Origin of the sequence: Sphingobium sp. YBL2 (genome assembly GCF_000943805.1) — a bacterium.
In the GTDB taxonomy this organism is placed as follows: Bacteria; Pseudomonadota; Alphaproteobacteria; order Sphingomonadales; family Sphingomonadaceae; genus Sphingobium; species Sphingobium fuliginis.
On record NZ_CP010954.1, the window covers coordinates 3627703 to 3641634 of the forward strand.

The 13932-nt window shown below is 64.0% G+C and carries 15 protein-coding genes; 6 read left to right on the forward strand and 9 right to left on the reverse strand.

Annotation, left to right across the window (positions count from 1 at the left end):
• From TZ53_RS16710 to TZ53_RS16730, 5 genes are all read right to left on the reverse strand, one after another.
• A complete protein-coding gene (locus tag TZ53_RS16710) occupies positions 1-699 on the reverse strand; it encodes a DUF6975 family protein (RefSeq protein ID WP_044662014.1) in 699 nt (232 codons plus the stop codon).
• A 156-nt stretch (positions 700-855) separates the two neighbouring features.
• A complete protein-coding gene (gene rpoD / locus TZ53_RS16715) occupies positions 856-2901 on the reverse strand; it encodes an RNA polymerase sigma factor RpoD (RefSeq protein ID WP_025549049.1) in 2046 nt (681 codons plus the stop codon).
• A 45-nt stretch (positions 2902-2946) separates the two neighbouring features.
• Positions 2947-4848: a DNA primase gene (gene dnaG / locus TZ53_RS16720; RefSeq protein WP_044662015.1), complete on the reverse strand. Its 1902-nt coding sequence runs from the start codon at positions 4846-4848 to the stop codon at positions 2947-2949.
• Complete coding sequence (locus tag TZ53_RS16725) at positions 4845-5204, reverse strand: GIY-YIG nuclease family protein (RefSeq protein ID WP_308507648.1); 360 nt, start codon at positions 5202-5204, stop codon at positions 4845-4847. Before TZ53_RS16725 ends, dnaG begins: the two co-directional genes overlap by 4 nt.
• A 69-nt stretch (positions 5205-5273) precedes the next feature.
• Entirely contained in the window at positions 5274-5726 is a 453-nt protein-coding gene (locus TZ53_RS16730; RefSeq protein WP_044662016.1) for a GatB/YqeY domain-containing protein, read from the reverse strand.
• Between the two features lie 153 nt (positions 5727-5879).
• On the opposite strand from TZ53_RS16730, the gene carA reads away from it, so the two are divergent.
• The 6 genes from carA (at position 5880) to TZ53_RS16755 (ending at position 12354) form a co-directional block, all read left to right on the forward strand.
• Positions 5880-7043, forward strand: a complete 1164-nt coding sequence (carA, locus tag TZ53_RS16735) for a glutamine-hydrolyzing carbamoyl-phosphate synthase small subunit (RefSeq protein WP_044662017.1) — start codon at positions 5880-5882, stop codon at positions 7041-7043.
• Positions 7040-7408, forward strand: coding sequence for a ribonuclease E inhibitor RraB (locus TZ53_RS16740; RefSeq protein ID WP_044662018.1), 369 nt, complete (start codon positions 7040-7042; stop codon positions 7406-7408). Before carA ends, TZ53_RS16740 begins: the two co-directional genes overlap by 4 nt.
• On the forward strand, positions 7405-7794 hold the full coding sequence (locus tag TZ53_RS27945; RefSeq protein ID WP_158500980.1) for a GIY-YIG nuclease family protein: 390 nt from the start codon (positions 7405-7407) through the stop codon (positions 7792-7794). The genes TZ53_RS16740 and TZ53_RS27945 overlap by 4 nt, the downstream gene beginning before the upstream one ends.
• Entirely contained in the window at positions 7794-11129 is a 3336-nt protein-coding gene (gene carB / locus TZ53_RS16745; RefSeq protein ID WP_044662019.1) for a carbamoyl-phosphate synthase large subunit, read from the forward strand. The genes TZ53_RS27945 and carB overlap by 1 nt, the downstream gene beginning before the upstream one ends.
• An 81-nt stretch (positions 11130-11210) precedes the next feature.
• On the forward strand, positions 11211-11687 hold the full coding sequence (gene greA / locus TZ53_RS16750; RefSeq protein ID WP_025549056.1) for a transcription elongation factor GreA: 477 nt from the start codon (positions 11211-11213) through the stop codon (positions 11685-11687).
• Between the two features lie 28 nt (positions 11688-11715).
• Positions 11716-12354 (forward strand): rhomboid family intramembrane serine protease, encoded by a 639-nt coding sequence (locus TZ53_RS16755; protein WP_037482410.1) that lies wholly within the window; start codon positions 11716-11718, stop codon positions 12352-12354.
• Between the two features lie 19 nt (positions 12355-12373).
• Here TZ53_RS16755 and TZ53_RS16760 read toward each other — a convergent pair whose 3' ends face one another.
• The 4 genes from TZ53_RS16760 to TZ53_RS16775 all read right to left on the reverse strand — a co-directional run bounded on the left by TZ53_RS16760 (position 12374) and on the right by TZ53_RS16775 (position 13915).
• On the reverse strand, positions 12374-12595 hold the full coding sequence (locus tag TZ53_RS16760) for a DUF4170 domain-containing protein (protein WP_025549059.1): 222 nt from the start codon (positions 12593-12595) through the stop codon (positions 12374-12376).
• A gap of 105 nt (positions 12596-12700) precedes the next feature.
• A complete protein-coding gene (locus TZ53_RS16765; RefSeq protein WP_044662020.1) occupies positions 12701-13288 on the reverse strand; it encodes a DUF883 family protein in 588 nt (195 codons plus the stop codon).
• Positions 13281-13604 carry a hypothetical protein gene (locus TZ53_RS16770; protein WP_025549060.1) on the reverse strand — a complete coding sequence of 108 codons (324 nt, stop codon included), beginning with the start codon at positions 13602-13604 and terminating at the stop codon, positions 13281-13283. Before TZ53_RS16770 ends, TZ53_RS16765 begins: the two co-directional genes overlap by 8 nt.
• Positions 13601-13915, reverse strand: a complete 315-nt coding sequence (locus TZ53_RS16775) for a phage holin family protein (protein WP_083198974.1) — start codon at positions 13913-13915, stop codon at positions 13601-13603. Before TZ53_RS16775 ends, TZ53_RS16770 begins: the two co-directional genes overlap by 4 nt.
• Positions 13916-13932 lie beyond the last annotated feature (17 nt).

Consider the following 13932-nt stretch of genomic DNA (forward strand, 5'->3'; position numbering starts at 1 on the left):
TTATGCGCGGTTTGCGGCCTGGTCCTTGCCGGCGCGGATCTTCGCGCGGGCCTGAAGGACGTCCCACAGCCCGCGATGCTGGTTCAGCAACTGGCGCGTTCCGAACAGGATGGCGCGGTCGATGGCATCGTCGCCGCCGATTTCCCTGGCGACCTCCAGCGTCGCCGCGCGGTCCGGAAGGTCGCAGACATGGGGTTCCAGCCCGACGCGAATCGCGGCGATGTCCAGCACATGCCGCACGGCACGCCAGTCGAGCACCAGCGCGATGGCCGCCCCCATGGCGCAGCCGCGCCGGTCCGACTGGGCCAGCATGTCGAGGGCGTGGCGCTGCTGGCTGACGACGGTTTCGCAATCGCTCTGCCCCGCCGTGCTGGGGGCGGGGCCGACCGCGACCGTCACCTGGGTCAGATAGGCCCGTTCCCGCGCGAAGGCGTCGGCCGCCTGGATCAGCCAGGCGCGCGCCGCATTGTCCGCCGACCGCGTGGCGGCATGGTCGATCACGCCGGGGTGGCGGCCATGCAGAAGGCAAAGATAATAGGCGGCATCGGCCAGATCGGGCAGCGACAGCGTGGCATTGGGGCCGAAGCTGGCCCGCGCGCCACTGGCATAGCCATGCCCGGCCGTGCCGTCGGCGGCGACCACGGCGTCCAGGATCTGCGATATATCGCCAAATTGATAGCGCGGTGCTGCTTCGCTCATCGTCTTCCCCTAAAGCCCTGCTGCTGGCGCGGCCTCGTGCAGGCGACCCTAGAGAGTCGAGGTAAAAGAGGAGTTTACGCCAGTAAAAAAGGGCGGCCCGAAGCCGCCCTTTTGGATCATTCCGCCGCGTTGCCGCCTCGGTCTGCCGAGGCGCCGCTATTGGTCGAGGAAGCTGCGCATCTTGCGGCTGCGGCTGGGGTGCTTGAGCTTGCGCAGCGCCTTCGCCTCGATCTGGCGGATTCGTTCGCGGGTCACACTGAACTGCTGGCCGACCTCCTCCAGCGTATGGTCGGTGTTCATGCCGATGCCGAAGCGCATGCGCAGCACGCGCTCCTCGCGCGGGGTCAGCGAGGCAAGCACGCGGGTGACGGTTTCCTTGAGGTTCGCCTGGATCGCGGCGTCCACCGGGATGATCGCATTCTTGTCCTCGATGAAATCGCCCAGATGCGAATCCTCCTCGTCGCCGATCGGCGTTTCGAGGGAGATCGGCTCCTTGGCGATCTTCATCACCTTGCGCACCTTCTCCAGCGGCATGGACAGCCGCTCGGCCATCTCCTCCGGAGTCGGTTCGCGGCCCTGTTCGTGCAGGAACTGGCGGCTGGTGCGGACCAGCTTGTTGATCGTCTCGATCATGTGGACCGGGATGCGGATGGTCCGCGCCTGATCCGCGATCGAACGGGTGATCGCCTGCCTGATCCACCAGGTCGCGTAGGTGCTGAACTTGTAGCCGCGCCGATATTCGAACTTGTCGACCGCCTTCATCAGGCCGATATTGCCTTCCTGAATAAGATCAAGGAATTGCAGGCCGCGGTTCGTATATTTTTTAGCGATGGAGATGACGAGGCGCAGGTTCGCCTCGACCATTTCCTTCTTCGCGATGCGCGCCTCGCGCTCGCCCTTCTGCACCATGTTGACGATGCGGCGGAATTCGGACAGCGACATGCCGGTCGCCTGCGCGATCTCGCTCACCTCAAGGCGGATGCGCTCGACCGCGCGCCCCTCGGCTGCGGCGAAGGCGGCCCATTTCTTGTCCAGACCGGACACCTTGTCGAGCCAGCCATCGTCCAGCTCATGATTGACATAGCGGTCGAGGAAATCCTTGCGGCTCACCTTGTGCCGTTCGGCCAGTCGCAGCATCTGCCCGCCCAGCGCGGTCAGGCGCCGGTTATAGGCATAAAGCTGGTCGACCAGATATTCGATCTTCTGCTGGTGGAACTGGACGCTTTCGACCTCGGCGGTGAGCTGCTCGCGCAGTTCCTGATAGTCGTCCTCCGCCTTCTGGCTCAGCGTCTCGCCATTGGCCATGGCGGCCATGCGCGATTCCTGCGCCTTGGAGAAGGTGCGGAAAATCTCCGTGATGGTCGCGAATTTCTCCAGCGCCATCGGCTTCAGCGTCTCTTCCATCTGGGCGAGGGAGAGAGTGTTGTCCTCCTCTTCCTCCTCCTCCATCCGGCGGGCGCGCCGCTCCGTCAGGCCGTCCTCATCCTCGTCGGAATCGGCTGATTCCTCTTCCGGTTCCTCCTCTTCCTTGAAGCTGGGTCCGGCGGTCTTCTCGCTGATCTCGCCATCGTCGTCCTCGGCGCCTTCCTCCAGATTTTCCGGAGCGGGATCCTTGGACAGCATCGCGTCGAGATCCAGGATCTCGCGCAGCTGCATCTCGCCATTGTTGAGCGCGGTCGACCATTCGATGATCGCGTTGAAGGTGGTCGGGCTTTCGCACAGCCCCAGGATCATCGTGTCGCGGCCCGCCTCGATCCGCTTGGCGATGGCGATCTCGCCCTCGCGGCTGAGCAGTTCCACGGCCCCCATCTCGCGCAGGTACATGCGCACGGGGTCGTCGGTGCGGTCGACCGTTTCCTTCTTCTTCTCGGTAACGGGACGCGGCGAGCCGTCGTCGTCGGCGCTGTCGTCGGCGCTGTCATCGTCGCCGTCGTCGCGCTGATCCTCGCCGTCCTCGCTGGCTTCCTCATTCTCGACGATGTTCACGCCCATTTCGTTGAGCGCGGACATGATGTCCTCGATCTGCTCGGAGGACATCTGGTCCTGCGGCAGCGCGTCGTTCAGCTCGTCATAGGTGATGTAGCCGCGCTTCTTGGCGCGGGCGATCAGCTTCTTGACCGACGCCTCGTTCAGATCCAGCAGCGGTGCATCGCCGGTATCCGTATCCTCGCCCGCACCCTTGCTGTTCGCCTTGCTCGCCATTTATTCGCCTTAATTCCGCCGCCCCCGTGAAAGGGACGATCCATATCATATAATATCTTCGGACTGCGCCAGTTCCGCCAGGCGGCGATCATGATCCAGCTTCAACTTGCGGACCCTTTGCTGTTCGGCAAAGCTGTCCTCGTTGAGGTCGTCTCTCGCCCGCCGGGTGGCTTCAGCCAACGCCGCCTCCAGCTCCGGTCCCTGCGCCATCACCCGAATGGCCTCGTCCAGATCGCGCCGCACGCGATCCGAGTCGGCCTTGCTTCCATGGGGGGTGAATGTGAACGTGTCGGCCCGAAGCATTCCCTTCGCCATATTATACACTTCACCTTGCCCCAATATGGTAAGGAGGCCACCGGTTTCAACTGTTTCTTTGCTGAACGAGGCCGCGATCATCGCGTTCAGCAGTTCCGCCAGCACGGTGTCGGCGATGCGAAGCCCGATAAGCATCTCGCGATGCAGCGCAATCTGATCGGGATGCCGAAGCAGGCTGGCGAGGACGGCGCGCAAAAGCCGCTGCTCCATGCCGCTTGCGCCGATCGCCCTTGCCTCGCTTCCCGCGGGGGGCAGTGGGGGCTTCCAATTGCCGCGCCGGTCGCGCTGCCAGCCGGAGCGGGCGCTGCCCCCGCCGCGCTGATGACGGGGCTGGAAGGCCGCCCGCGCGAAGAACAGCGCGTCATAGCGTTCCCGAAAGGCGTGGACATAATGCGCCCGCACGTCGGGATGGGCGATGGCGTCGGTGATCGCGGACAGGCGCTGCTTGAGCGCGGCGCGCTGCTCCGGCGTATCCAGCGGCGCGGCAGCCTGTTCATATTTCCAAAGGCGCTCGACCAGCGGTTCGGCGGCGCCCAGCACCGCTTCCATCGCCGCAGGCCCCTCCGCGCGGATGAGGTCGTCCGGGTCCTGCCCGGCCGGCAGAGTCGCAAAGGCCAGGCTCATACCCGGTCGGAGCAGGGGCAGGGCCCGGGTCGCTGCCCGGATCGCGGCCTTCTGCCCCGCCGAATCGCCGTCGAAACAGAGGATCGGCACATCGGCCATCTTCCACAGGCGCTCGATCTGATGTTCCGTAAGCGCCGTGCCCAGTGGCGCCACCGATTCTTCAAAGCCGGCCTGGGCGAGGGCGATCACGTCCATATAGCCCTCCACGACGATGATCCGGCCCGTCTGCCGGCTGGCGGGGGAGGCCCGGTCGATATTGTAGAGCGTCCGCCCCTTGTCGAAGAGCGGCGTGTCGGGGGAGTTCAGATATTTGGGCTCGCCCGCGCCCAATATGCGCCCGCCAAAAGCGATCACCCGGCCTCTTATGTCCCGGATCGGCAACATCAGCCGGCCCCGGAAGCGATCATAGCTGTCGCGCTTTCTGGCATTTCCGCCATCCGGCTCGGCGCCATCCGGGTCGATGAGCAATCCCGCCTCGATCAGCAGCGGTTCGCCAAATTCCTTGAGCGCCGTCTTGAGCCGCCCCCGCCCGTCAGGCGAGAAGCCGAAGCCGAAGGTCCTGGCCGTTCCCGCGGCGATGCCGCGCTGCTGGAGATAGGCTCTCGCCTCCGCGCCCTCAATTCCGCCAAGCTGCTCCTCGAAAAAGCCCTGCGCGGCGGCCATGACGTCATGCAGGCCCCTGGCCTGTTCCGCCCGTTTCGCCGCGCGCGGATCGGGCGCGGGGACGTCCATGCCCGCCGCCTGCGCCAGTTCCTTCACCGCTTCCATGAAGGGAAGGCCACGATGATCGGTCATCCACCGGATTGCGTCGCCATGCGCGCCGCAGCCGAAGCAGTGATAGAAGCCCTTTTCGTCGTTTATCGTGAAGCTGGGCGTCTTCTCATTATGGAAGGGGCAGCAGGCCTTATATTCGCGGCCTGCCTTCTGCACCTTCACCGTCCGCCCGATCAGGGTGGAAAGGGAGGTGCGCGCGCGCAATTCGTCGAGGAAGGCGGGGGACAGGCTCATGCCCAGCTCAAATCCGCACGCTTGAACGCATCGGCCAGAACTCCGTTCGTTTCGAGCGAAGTCGGGAAACGCTCACGCGGCGGCCGGGCGAGCAGGGAAACCAAGGACCAATTGCCCGCGATCATTGCCTCCTTCTTGGCACGCGACCAGCCGCCGACGATCCGTTCCGCTTCCAAGGCTTCAATTCGGGAAGAAAAGGCTTCGCTCCAGACCAGCGTGAGCGGCAAGCGCCTGCGTGGGAATTGGCTGCCCTGTCCCGCCCGCTGCCGTCCAATCCTATGGTGGAGGTCATCGGTGCGACCCGTATGATAGCGCCCATCCGAGCATCGCAGCATATAGGTCCAGAACGCCATCATGCGATTATGCCGGAACGTCCATCAATGTCGAGGGCGCGCCGGATGCAGGAAGATTGCGAAGATATTGCCTCAGGAAAGCGCCACCTTCACCAGCCCGCTGGCCTTGCTCATGTCGATCACCGATCCGTGCCGTTCCTTCAGCACGGCCATGACCTTGCCCATGTCCTTGACGCTCGCCGCGCCCACTTCCGCCTTGATCGCCTCTATGGCGGCCTTCGTCTCGTCCTCGCTAAGCTGTTGCGGCAGGAAGCTGTCGATCACGTCCAGTTCGGCCTGTTCCTTCGCGGCCAGTTCGTCGCGGCCGCCGCTCCTGAACATGTCGATGGATTCGCGGCGCTGCTTCGCCATCTTCTGGAGCACCTCGACCACGACCGTGTCGTCATCCGGCACGCTGGACGCGGTGCGCAGTTCTATGTCGCGATCCTTCAGCTTCGCCAGGATCAGGCGCACGGCGGCCAGCCGATCCTTCTCTCCCGCCTTCATGGCGGCGATTTGGGCGCTTTTGATCTCGTCGCGAATCATGCGAATGAATCCTGTCTCTTCCGGAAAGGTCCAGATATAACGCCAAAAGAGATTTTTAACAGGAGTTGACCCCGCGGCCTCTCGCGCATAGGTGACCGGCCGTTTAACCCGCTTCAGACGGGTTCCCGCAAAAGCATAAAGGACGATACGACCATGGCTGACGCCAAAACCCTCATTGTGCCCAAAGGAGCGACAGGGGTGTTGGTTTTCGCCGATGGCTCCGCCGTCTTCGGGCGCGGCTTCGGCGCTGTCGGCGATGCGGTGGGCGAACTCTGCTTCAACACGGCGATGACCGGCTATCAGGAAGTGATGACCGACCCCAGCTATGCGGGCCAGATCGTCACCTTCACCTTCCCGCATATCGGCAATGTCGGCACGAACCTGGACGATGTGGAGGCGGACCTGCCCCACGCGCTGGGCTGCGTCGTGCGGCAGGACGTGACGGAACCCAGCAACTTCCGCAATGTCGAGCCCTTCGACCAGTGGATGAAGGAAAATGGCCGCATTGGCCTTGCCGGCGTCGACACCCGCGCGCTGACCAGGCTGATCCGGGTCAAGGGCGCGCCCAATGTCGTGATCGCGCACGATCCGGAGGGGCGGTTCGACATCGAGGCGCTGGCCGCCAGGGCTGCGGCCTGGCCGGGCCTGGAGGGCATGGACCTTGCCATCGAAGTCTCCGCCAAGGAAAGCCGCCTCTGGAAGGACGGCGTGTGGAAGCTGGGTTTCGGCTACGGCCTGGATGAAGCGGGTGAAGAGCGGCCCCATGTCGTCGCGATCGATTATGGTGCGAAGAACAATATCTTCCGCAATCTGGTGAAGGCCGGCGCCCGCGTCACCGTGCTGCCCGCCACCGCCAGCTATGAGCAGGTGATGGAGCATAATCCCGACGGCGTGTTCCTTTCCAACGGCCCGGGCGACCCCGCCGCGACCGGCGAATATGCCGTGCCGGTGATCCGGAAGCTGCTGGACGCGGACAAGCCGGTCTTCGGCATCTGCCTTGGCCACCAGATGCTGGCGCTGGCGGCGGGCGCGAAGACCGTCAAGATGCATCAGGGCCATCGCGGCGCCAACCATCCGGTCAAGCGTCTGTCCGACGGTCTGGTCGAGATCACCTCGATGAACCACGGCTTCGCGGTCGACGCCGATACGCTGCCCGCCAATGTGAAGCCGACCCATGTGTCGCTCTTCGACGGCAGCAATTGCGGCATCGAACTAACGGATAAGAAGGCCTTTTCGGTCCAGTACCACCCAGAAGCTTCGCCCGGCCCGCAGGACAGCTTCTATCTGTTCCAGCGGTTCGTTGAGGAGCTTAAGTGAGCCTCAACTTGCCCCCGGTTGACGAAGCCCGCCTCGCAGCAGAGTGGGAGGCGGACAAGGCCGTCCTCGCCAATCTCGCGCGGAATGGCGACGTGGCGCGCATCGCGCGGCCCGTGGACGTCAGCTTCAAGGGCGGCGAGAAGGATTTCGAACGCGTCCTGACCATTGCGAGCCAATTCGGCTTCGTGGAACTGGACCGCGAAGAGGATGAGGATGGCGACCTGTTCCTCTTCCTCGAATGCGAGCAGCCCGTCGATGAACAGTCGATCCGCGCCCTGACGAAGAAGTGCCTTCAGATCGAAATCCTCTGCGGCGTCGAATATGATGGCTGGGGTTGCGAAGCCCGGACAGGGGGCGTGCATTGAACTGCGATCGCCACACGAATTGCGCTGGATATGTTTATGTCATCTGGCATCCGCAGGCGCGCGACAGAGGTTTCTATACTAAAGTAGGATTCTCTAGATCGCATCCCGCTCCCGAAGTTTCGCATAGGAAACTCGGTAGTTACGTCAAACGCGATTCTAGGCACTATCCCTTCATTTTTACTTGCGACGCCCTTGGCTTGGATCGCCCCCAGATCGAAGTGGGTGATTTTTTGGAACGAGGGAAGTGCATTGAATCAAGTTTGCATAAGCTTCTGGCCGACAAAAAACGGCTGGACTGTGGGGTATCCAAAGAAGTGTTCGATGTAAGCCCAGATGCCGCGCTTTCATTGCGTGCTCAGCTAATAAAAGAATGGTCTGATAGCTAATGCCCAAACGCACCGACATCTCCTCCATCCTCATCATCGGCGCTGGTCCGATCATCATCGGCCAGGCTTGCGAGTTCGACTATTCGGGCACGCAGGCGGTGAAGGCGCTCAAGGAAGAGGGCTATCGCATCATCCTGGTGAATTCCAACCCGGCTACCATCATGACCGATCCGGAATTCGCCGACGCGACCTATGTCGAGCCGATCACGCCCGAAATCGTGGCGAAGATTATCGAGAAGGAACGCCCCGACGCGGTGTTGCCGACCATGGGCGGGCAGACGGCGCTCAACACGGCGCTCGCTCTCTTCAACGACGGCACGCTAGAGAAGTTCGGCGTCAAGATGATCGGCGCGGATGCGGCAGCCATCGACAAGGCGGAGGACCGCCTGAAATTCCGCGACGCGATGGACAAGATCGGGCTGGAATCCGCCCGCTCGCGCATCGCACATACTATGGAAGAAGCGCTGGAAGCCCTTGAATTCACCGGGCTTCCTTCGATTATCCGTCCCAGCTTCACGCTCGGCGGCACTGGCGGCGGCGTTGCCTATAACAAGGACGAGTTCAAGCAGATCGTGGCCGCAGGCCTCGACGCTTCGCCCACCACCGAGGTGCTGATCGAGGAATCGCTGCTCGGCTGGAAGGAATATGAGATGGAGGTCGTCCGGGACCGGAACGACAATGCCATCATCATCTGCTCGATCGAGAATGTCGATCCGATGGGGGTCCATACCGGCGATTCCATCACCGTCGCGCCCGCGCTGACGCTGACCGACAAGGAATATCAGATCATGCGCAACGCGAGCATCGCGGTGCTGCGTGAAATCGGCGTGGAAACAGGCGGTTCGAACGTGCAGTTCGCAGTCAATCCGAAGGATGGCCGCCTGATCGTCATCGAAATGAACCCGCGCGTTTCCCGCTCGTCCGCGCTGGCTTCTAAGGCGACGGGCTTCCCCATCGCGAAGGTCGCGGCGAAGCTCGCCGTCGGCTACACGCTGGATGAGATCGAGAACGACATCACCGGCGCCACCCCGGCGTCGTTCGAGCCGACCATCGACTATGTCGTGACCAAGATTCCGCGCTTCGCCTTCGAGAAGTTCAAGGGGTCCGAACCGCTGCTCGGCACCGCGATGAAGTCGGTGGGCGAGGTGATGGCGATCGGCCGCAACATCCATGAATCGATGCAGAAGGCGCTGCGGGGCCTGGAAACCGGGCTTTGCGGCTTCAATGAGGTCGACCATCTCGTCGGCGCGCCCAAGGACGACATCATCGCCGCGCTGGCCCAGCCGACGCCGGATCGCCTGCTGGTCGCCGCGCAGGCCCTGCGCGAGGGCCTCACCGTCGCTGAAATCCACAATATCGCGAAGTTCGACCCCTGGTTCCTGGAGCGGATCAAGGAGATCATCGACGCCGAAGCGGAAATTCTGAACAACGGCCTGCCGCAGGATGCGGACGGCATGCGCCGGCTGAAGTCGATGGGCTTTTCCGACAAGCGCCTTGCCTATCTTGCGCTCAAATCGGCCAATCTGCGCGGCATGGAACGGGGCATCGCGCGGGGTTCCGGCCTGATCCACGAAGCGGTCAAGGCCATGACCGGCGGCGTCACCGAGGATGAGGTCCGCGCGCTGCGCCACAGGCTGGGCGTGCGCCCCGTGTTCAAGCGCATCGACACCTGCGCCGCCGAGTTCGAGGCGAAGACGCCCTATATGTACTCGACCTACGAAGCGCCGATCTTTGGCGATGCGGAGAATGAGGCGCAGCCCAGCGACAGGAAGAAGGTCGTGATCCTGGGCGGCGGTCCCAACCGCATCGGGCAGGGCATCGAGTTCGACTATTGCTGCGTCCATGCCTGCTTCGCGCTGGCGGAGGCGGGTTATGAGACGATCATGGTCAACTGCAACCCGGAAACGGTGTCGACAGACTATGACACGTCGGACCGTCTCTATTTCGAGCCGCTGACGGCGGAGGACGTGCTGGAAATCCTGAGCGTCGAGATGTCGAACGGAACGCTGGCCGGCGTGATCGTCCAGTTCGGCGGGCAGACGCCGCTCAAGCTGGCGCAGGCGCTGGAAAATGCGGGCGTGCCGATCCTGGGCACGTCGCCCGACGCCATCGACCTGGCGGAGGACCGCGAGCGGTTCGCCGCGCTGATCGACAGGCTGAAACTGAAGCAGCCCGCCAACGGCATCGCGCGCAGCCGCGAGGAGGCGATCGCCGTCGCCAACCGCATCGGCTATCCGGTGCTGATGCGCCCCTCCTATGTCCTTGGCGGCCGCGCCATGGAGATCGTCGATGGTCAGGCCCAGCTGGAGGAATATATCGCCACCGCCGTTCAGGTGTCGGGCGACTCCCCGGTGCTGATCGACCAGTATCTGCGCGACGCGGTCGAGGTGGATGTGGACGCGCTCTGCGACGGCGACGATGTGGTGGTCGCCGGCGTGCTCCAGCATATCGAGGAGGCGGGCGTCCATTCCGGCGACTCCGCCTGCTCGCTGCCGCCCTACAGCCTGTCGGACGACATCATCGCGGAGATCGAGCGTCAGGCCGATGTCCTCGCCCGCGCGCTGTCGGTCCGCGGCCTGATGAACATCCAGTTCGCGGTCAAGGACGGCGTCGTCTATCTGATCGAGGTCAATCCCCGCGCCAGCCGGACCGTGCCCTTCGTCGCCAAGGCCATCGGCACGCCGATCGCCAAGATCGCCAGCCGCGTCATGGCGGGCGAGAAGCTCAAGGACCTGCCGAAGATCGACCGGAACGCCATCGACCATATCGCGGTCAAGGAAGCCGTCTTCCCCTTCGCCCGCTTCCCCGGCGTCGATCCGGTGCTCTCGCCGGAAATGAAGAGCACCGGCGAAGTCATGGGCATCGACAGCGATTTCGCCACGGCCTTCGCCAAGGCGCAGCTGGGCGCGGGGACCATCCTGCCCAAGGGCGGCACGGTGTTCGTGTCGGTCAAGGACAGCGACAAGCCGGTGATCCTGCCCGCCGTGCAGAAGATGGCGGCGCTGGGCTTCGCCATCATCGCCACGGGCGGCACGGCCCGCTATCTGGAGGAGCAGGGCATCGCCGTCCAGCCGGTCAACAAGGTGGCCGAAGGGCGTCCGCATATCGTCGACAGGATCACCGACGGGGACGTCGACCTAATCTTCAACACGACGGAGGGCTGGCAGTCGCTCAAGGACAGCAAGGCGATCCGCACCAGCGCGCTGCGCGCCAAGGTCGCCAGCTTCACCACGGCGGCGGCCAGCGTCGCGGCGGCGAATGCGATCGAGGCTCTTCGGGGGCATGCCCTTGAAGTGCGTTCGCTCCAGTCCTATTATCCTGTGTCGCAAGCCTGATCCCCTGCACAAGGAAGCACGCTGCGGGTGGCCCCAAGGTCGGGGCCGCCAAAGGGAAGTTTTGACGAAGGATTTGCAAGAATGGCGACCGTCGAGAAGATGCCGATGCTGCAGATGGGCTATGACAAGCTCAACGAGCAGCTCCGCGAGTTGAAGGCCGAGCGGCCGTTGATCGTGGACGCCATCGAAGAAGCCCGCGCGCACGGCGATCTGTCGGAAAATGCCGAATATCACGCCGCCAAGGAGCGTCAGGGCCAGGTTGAAGCCACCATTGCCGATCTGGAAGACAAGCTGTCCCGTGCCCAGATCATCGATCCCAGGACGCTTTCGGGCGACAAGGTCGTGTTCGGCGCGACCGTCACCCTGCTTGATGAGGACGACAAGCCGGTCAAGTACCAGATCGTGGGCCAGGCCGAGGCTGACGCCAAGCTTGGCATGATCAGCTATAACAGCCCCCTGGGCCGCGCGCTGATCGGGCGCCAGATCGGCGAGGAGGTCGAGGTGTCGGTGCCATCGGGCGATAAATTCTACCTGGTCGACAAGATCGATTTCATCTGATCCATCCGTGAAACTGCCTGCCGGTCGCATGACGAACGGGATTGCGGCGATCACCTTCGTCGCCTTCCTGCTGCTTTACCTGACGGGGCAGGTCGATAATGCCGCGATCATGGCCGGCTTCATCCCCGCACGGGTGGAGGATGGCGCCCTGCTGGCCGGCATGGCGGCCGTTCCGGTGTGGCTGACGCCGATCAGTTGCACGCTGGTCCATGCCAACTGGCTGCATGTCGGCTTCAACCTGTTCATGTTCGTCTTCTGCGGGCGACAGGTGGAGCATGTGCTGGACAAGGGCGCGACGCTGCTGCTCTACATTGCCGGAGCCTATGGCGCGACGGCGCTGCAATGGGCGATCGATCCGCATTCCACCAATCCCATGGTCGGCGCCAGCGGGGCCATATCGGCGGTCATCGCGACCTATGCGCTGCTCTACAGCCAGCAGAAGGTCCGGCGGGTTGGACCGGTGTCGGCCAATCTGGTTCGTCTGCTCTGGCTGGCGGCAAGCTGGATTGTGCTTCAGCTCATGATCGGTTTCGCCACGGCGCAGGGACTGGGCGACCTGGGGCAGATTGCTGTTGCCGCGCATATCGGCGGCTTTCTGGTGGGGCTGGTGCTGACGCGCCCTTTGCTGCGCTGGCGTTTCCGCAAGCGTCCCCAGCCCCTTTCCTGACGCCCGGCTTTCCTGCTCTTCAGCCGCTGGGCAGATCGGGTTCCAGCAGCCGGTGCAGGTGCACGATCACATAGCGCATCTCCGCATCGTCGACCGTCCGCTGAGCAGCGCCGCGCCAGGCATTTTCTGCACTGCTGTAATCGGGATAGACGCCGACCAGCTCGATCGAACTCAGATCTTCGAATTCCAGCGTTTGAGGATTTTTGACGCGACCGCCCATTACAAGGTGCAGCTTGCTCATGGTATCTTATGTTCTCCTGCTCGGTGAACCCATAGCGTAGCAGGCCGCCCGCACCCGTCCAAGGGGGCAGGCGGCCGGATCAGCATGCTTTTGGCGGCAGCGCGATTACGTTTTTGGCAATCGGGCCTTCACCGCTTCGCTCAGTGCGTCGACCTTCGCGGCGACCAGCGCAGCCACATCGTCGGCAAGGCGGGACGCCTCCGCACCGAGGTCGGCGGACGCCACGCTGTCGCGTGCCGATGCCGCCGCTTCCCTCGTACCCTCGGCCGCATTGTGCAGCGCCTCGCCAGCGTTCGACCGCAGGCTTTCCGCATTTTCCGCCGCCACGGCCCTGGCGGCGAGCGCCGCTTCCAGCACCTTGGCGCCCGCACTGCTGGCAAGGCCGGGAAGGGCCTTCATGGCCGCGCGGCTCTTGGGGAACATCCATGCGATGACGGCTCCGGCCGCGACGGCGCCCGCGACGGCGGCGATGGGGTGTTCCTGAACGATTTCATTGGCGCGGGCCGCGATCCGTTGCGACCGGTCGCGCGCGTCCGCATAGGCATCGCCCGCCTTTTCACGGCTCGTCTGGATCAGGTCGCCGGCGCTTTCCCTCGCGCGATCCGCCGTATCGCGGAACTTGCCGGACGCGGTCCCGGCAATGTCGTTCGCGGCTTCACGGGCGCGGGTGAGTTGCGTGCGGATGTCAGCCATCGTCAGTCTCCGAAATCTCTTCTGTGCGGTTGCTTATCCGAACGTATATCTGCCGGAAAAGTGCCCCGAGCGGGCGGCGCAGCAAATAGAGCGCGAGCGCGCCCGTCGCCGCGGCCGTGGCCGCCGGCCGTTGCTGGACCTTGGCAGCCGCATAGGCGGCGCCGTCCATCAGCGTTTCCGTTGCCTTGTCCTTCGCGTCCTGCTTGAGCCGGGCGGGGGTGAGGCGCGCCCTGGCGGCGAGGGCGCTGGAGATGAGCGCGGCCTTGCGCGCATCCGCCCGCGCCACCGCATCGCGATAGGCTTCTTCGCGCTTCATGGCTTCACCGCCTTCTTCATCCGGTCGATGCGGCCCTTCGCGACCAGCAGCAGCAGCAGCGCGATGACCAGCGCGCCGCCGAATACCGCGCCTGTCGCCCAGCCGGGCCCGACAAGCGGCGACAACGCCAATATGATGCCCACCAACCCGGCGACGATCGCCGCGAAGACAAGCATGATGCCCGCCGTCGCGAAGATCAGCGCATCGCGGACCCCCGCGCCGACGATGCCGGCGCGCAGCTTCTGCCGTTCGACTTCCGCTTCCGCATAGGCCCGCCCGTCGCTGTACAGGCGTGTGAAGACGTCCCGCACGGACTCTTCCTGTGCCT

Coding starts and splice junctions, on each gene's coding strand:
- rpoD (WP_025549049.1), bottom strand. CDS start 2,901: ATGGCGAGCAAGGCGAACAGCAAGGGTGCGGGCGAGGATACGGATACC.
- TZ53_RS16760 (WP_025549059.1), bottom strand. CDS start 12,595: ATGAGCAAGCTGCACCTTGTAATGGGCGGTCGCGTCAAAAATCCTCAA.
- TZ53_RS16725 (WP_308507648.1), bottom strand. CDS start 5,204: ATGATGGCGTTCTGGACCTATATGCTGCGATGCTCGGATGGGCGCTAT.
- carB (WP_044662019.1), top strand. CDS start 7,794: ATGCCCAAACGCACCGACATCTCCTCCATCCTCATCATCGGCGCTGGT.
- TZ53_RS16755 (WP_037482410.1), top strand. CDS start 11,716: ATGACGAACGGGATTGCGGCGATCACCTTCGTCGCCTTCCTGCTGCTT.
- TZ53_RS16770 (WP_025549060.1), bottom strand. CDS start 13,604: ATGAAGCGCGAAGAAGCCTATCGCGATGCGGTGGCGCGGGCGGATGCG.
- greA (WP_025549056.1), top strand. CDS start 11,211: ATGGCGACCGTCGAGAAGATGCCGATGCTGCAGATGGGCTATGACAAG.
- TZ53_RS16710 (WP_044662014.1), bottom strand. CDS start 699: ATGAGCGAAGCAGCACCGCGCTATCAATTTGGCGATATATCGCAGATC.
- dnaG (WP_044662015.1), bottom strand. CDS start 4,848: ATGAGCCTGTCCCCCGCCTTCCTCGACGAATTGCGCGCGCGCACCTCC.
- carA (WP_044662017.1), top strand. CDS start 5,880: ATGGCTGACGCCAAAACCCTCATTGTGCCCAAAGGAGCGACAGGGGTG.
- TZ53_RS16765 (WP_044662020.1), bottom strand. CDS start 13,288: ATGGCTGACATCCGCACGCAACTCACCCGCGCCCGTGAAGCCGCGAAC.
- TZ53_RS16730 (WP_044662016.1), bottom strand. CDS start 5,726: ATGATTCGCGACGAGATCAAAAGCGCCCAAATCGCCGCCATGAAGGCG.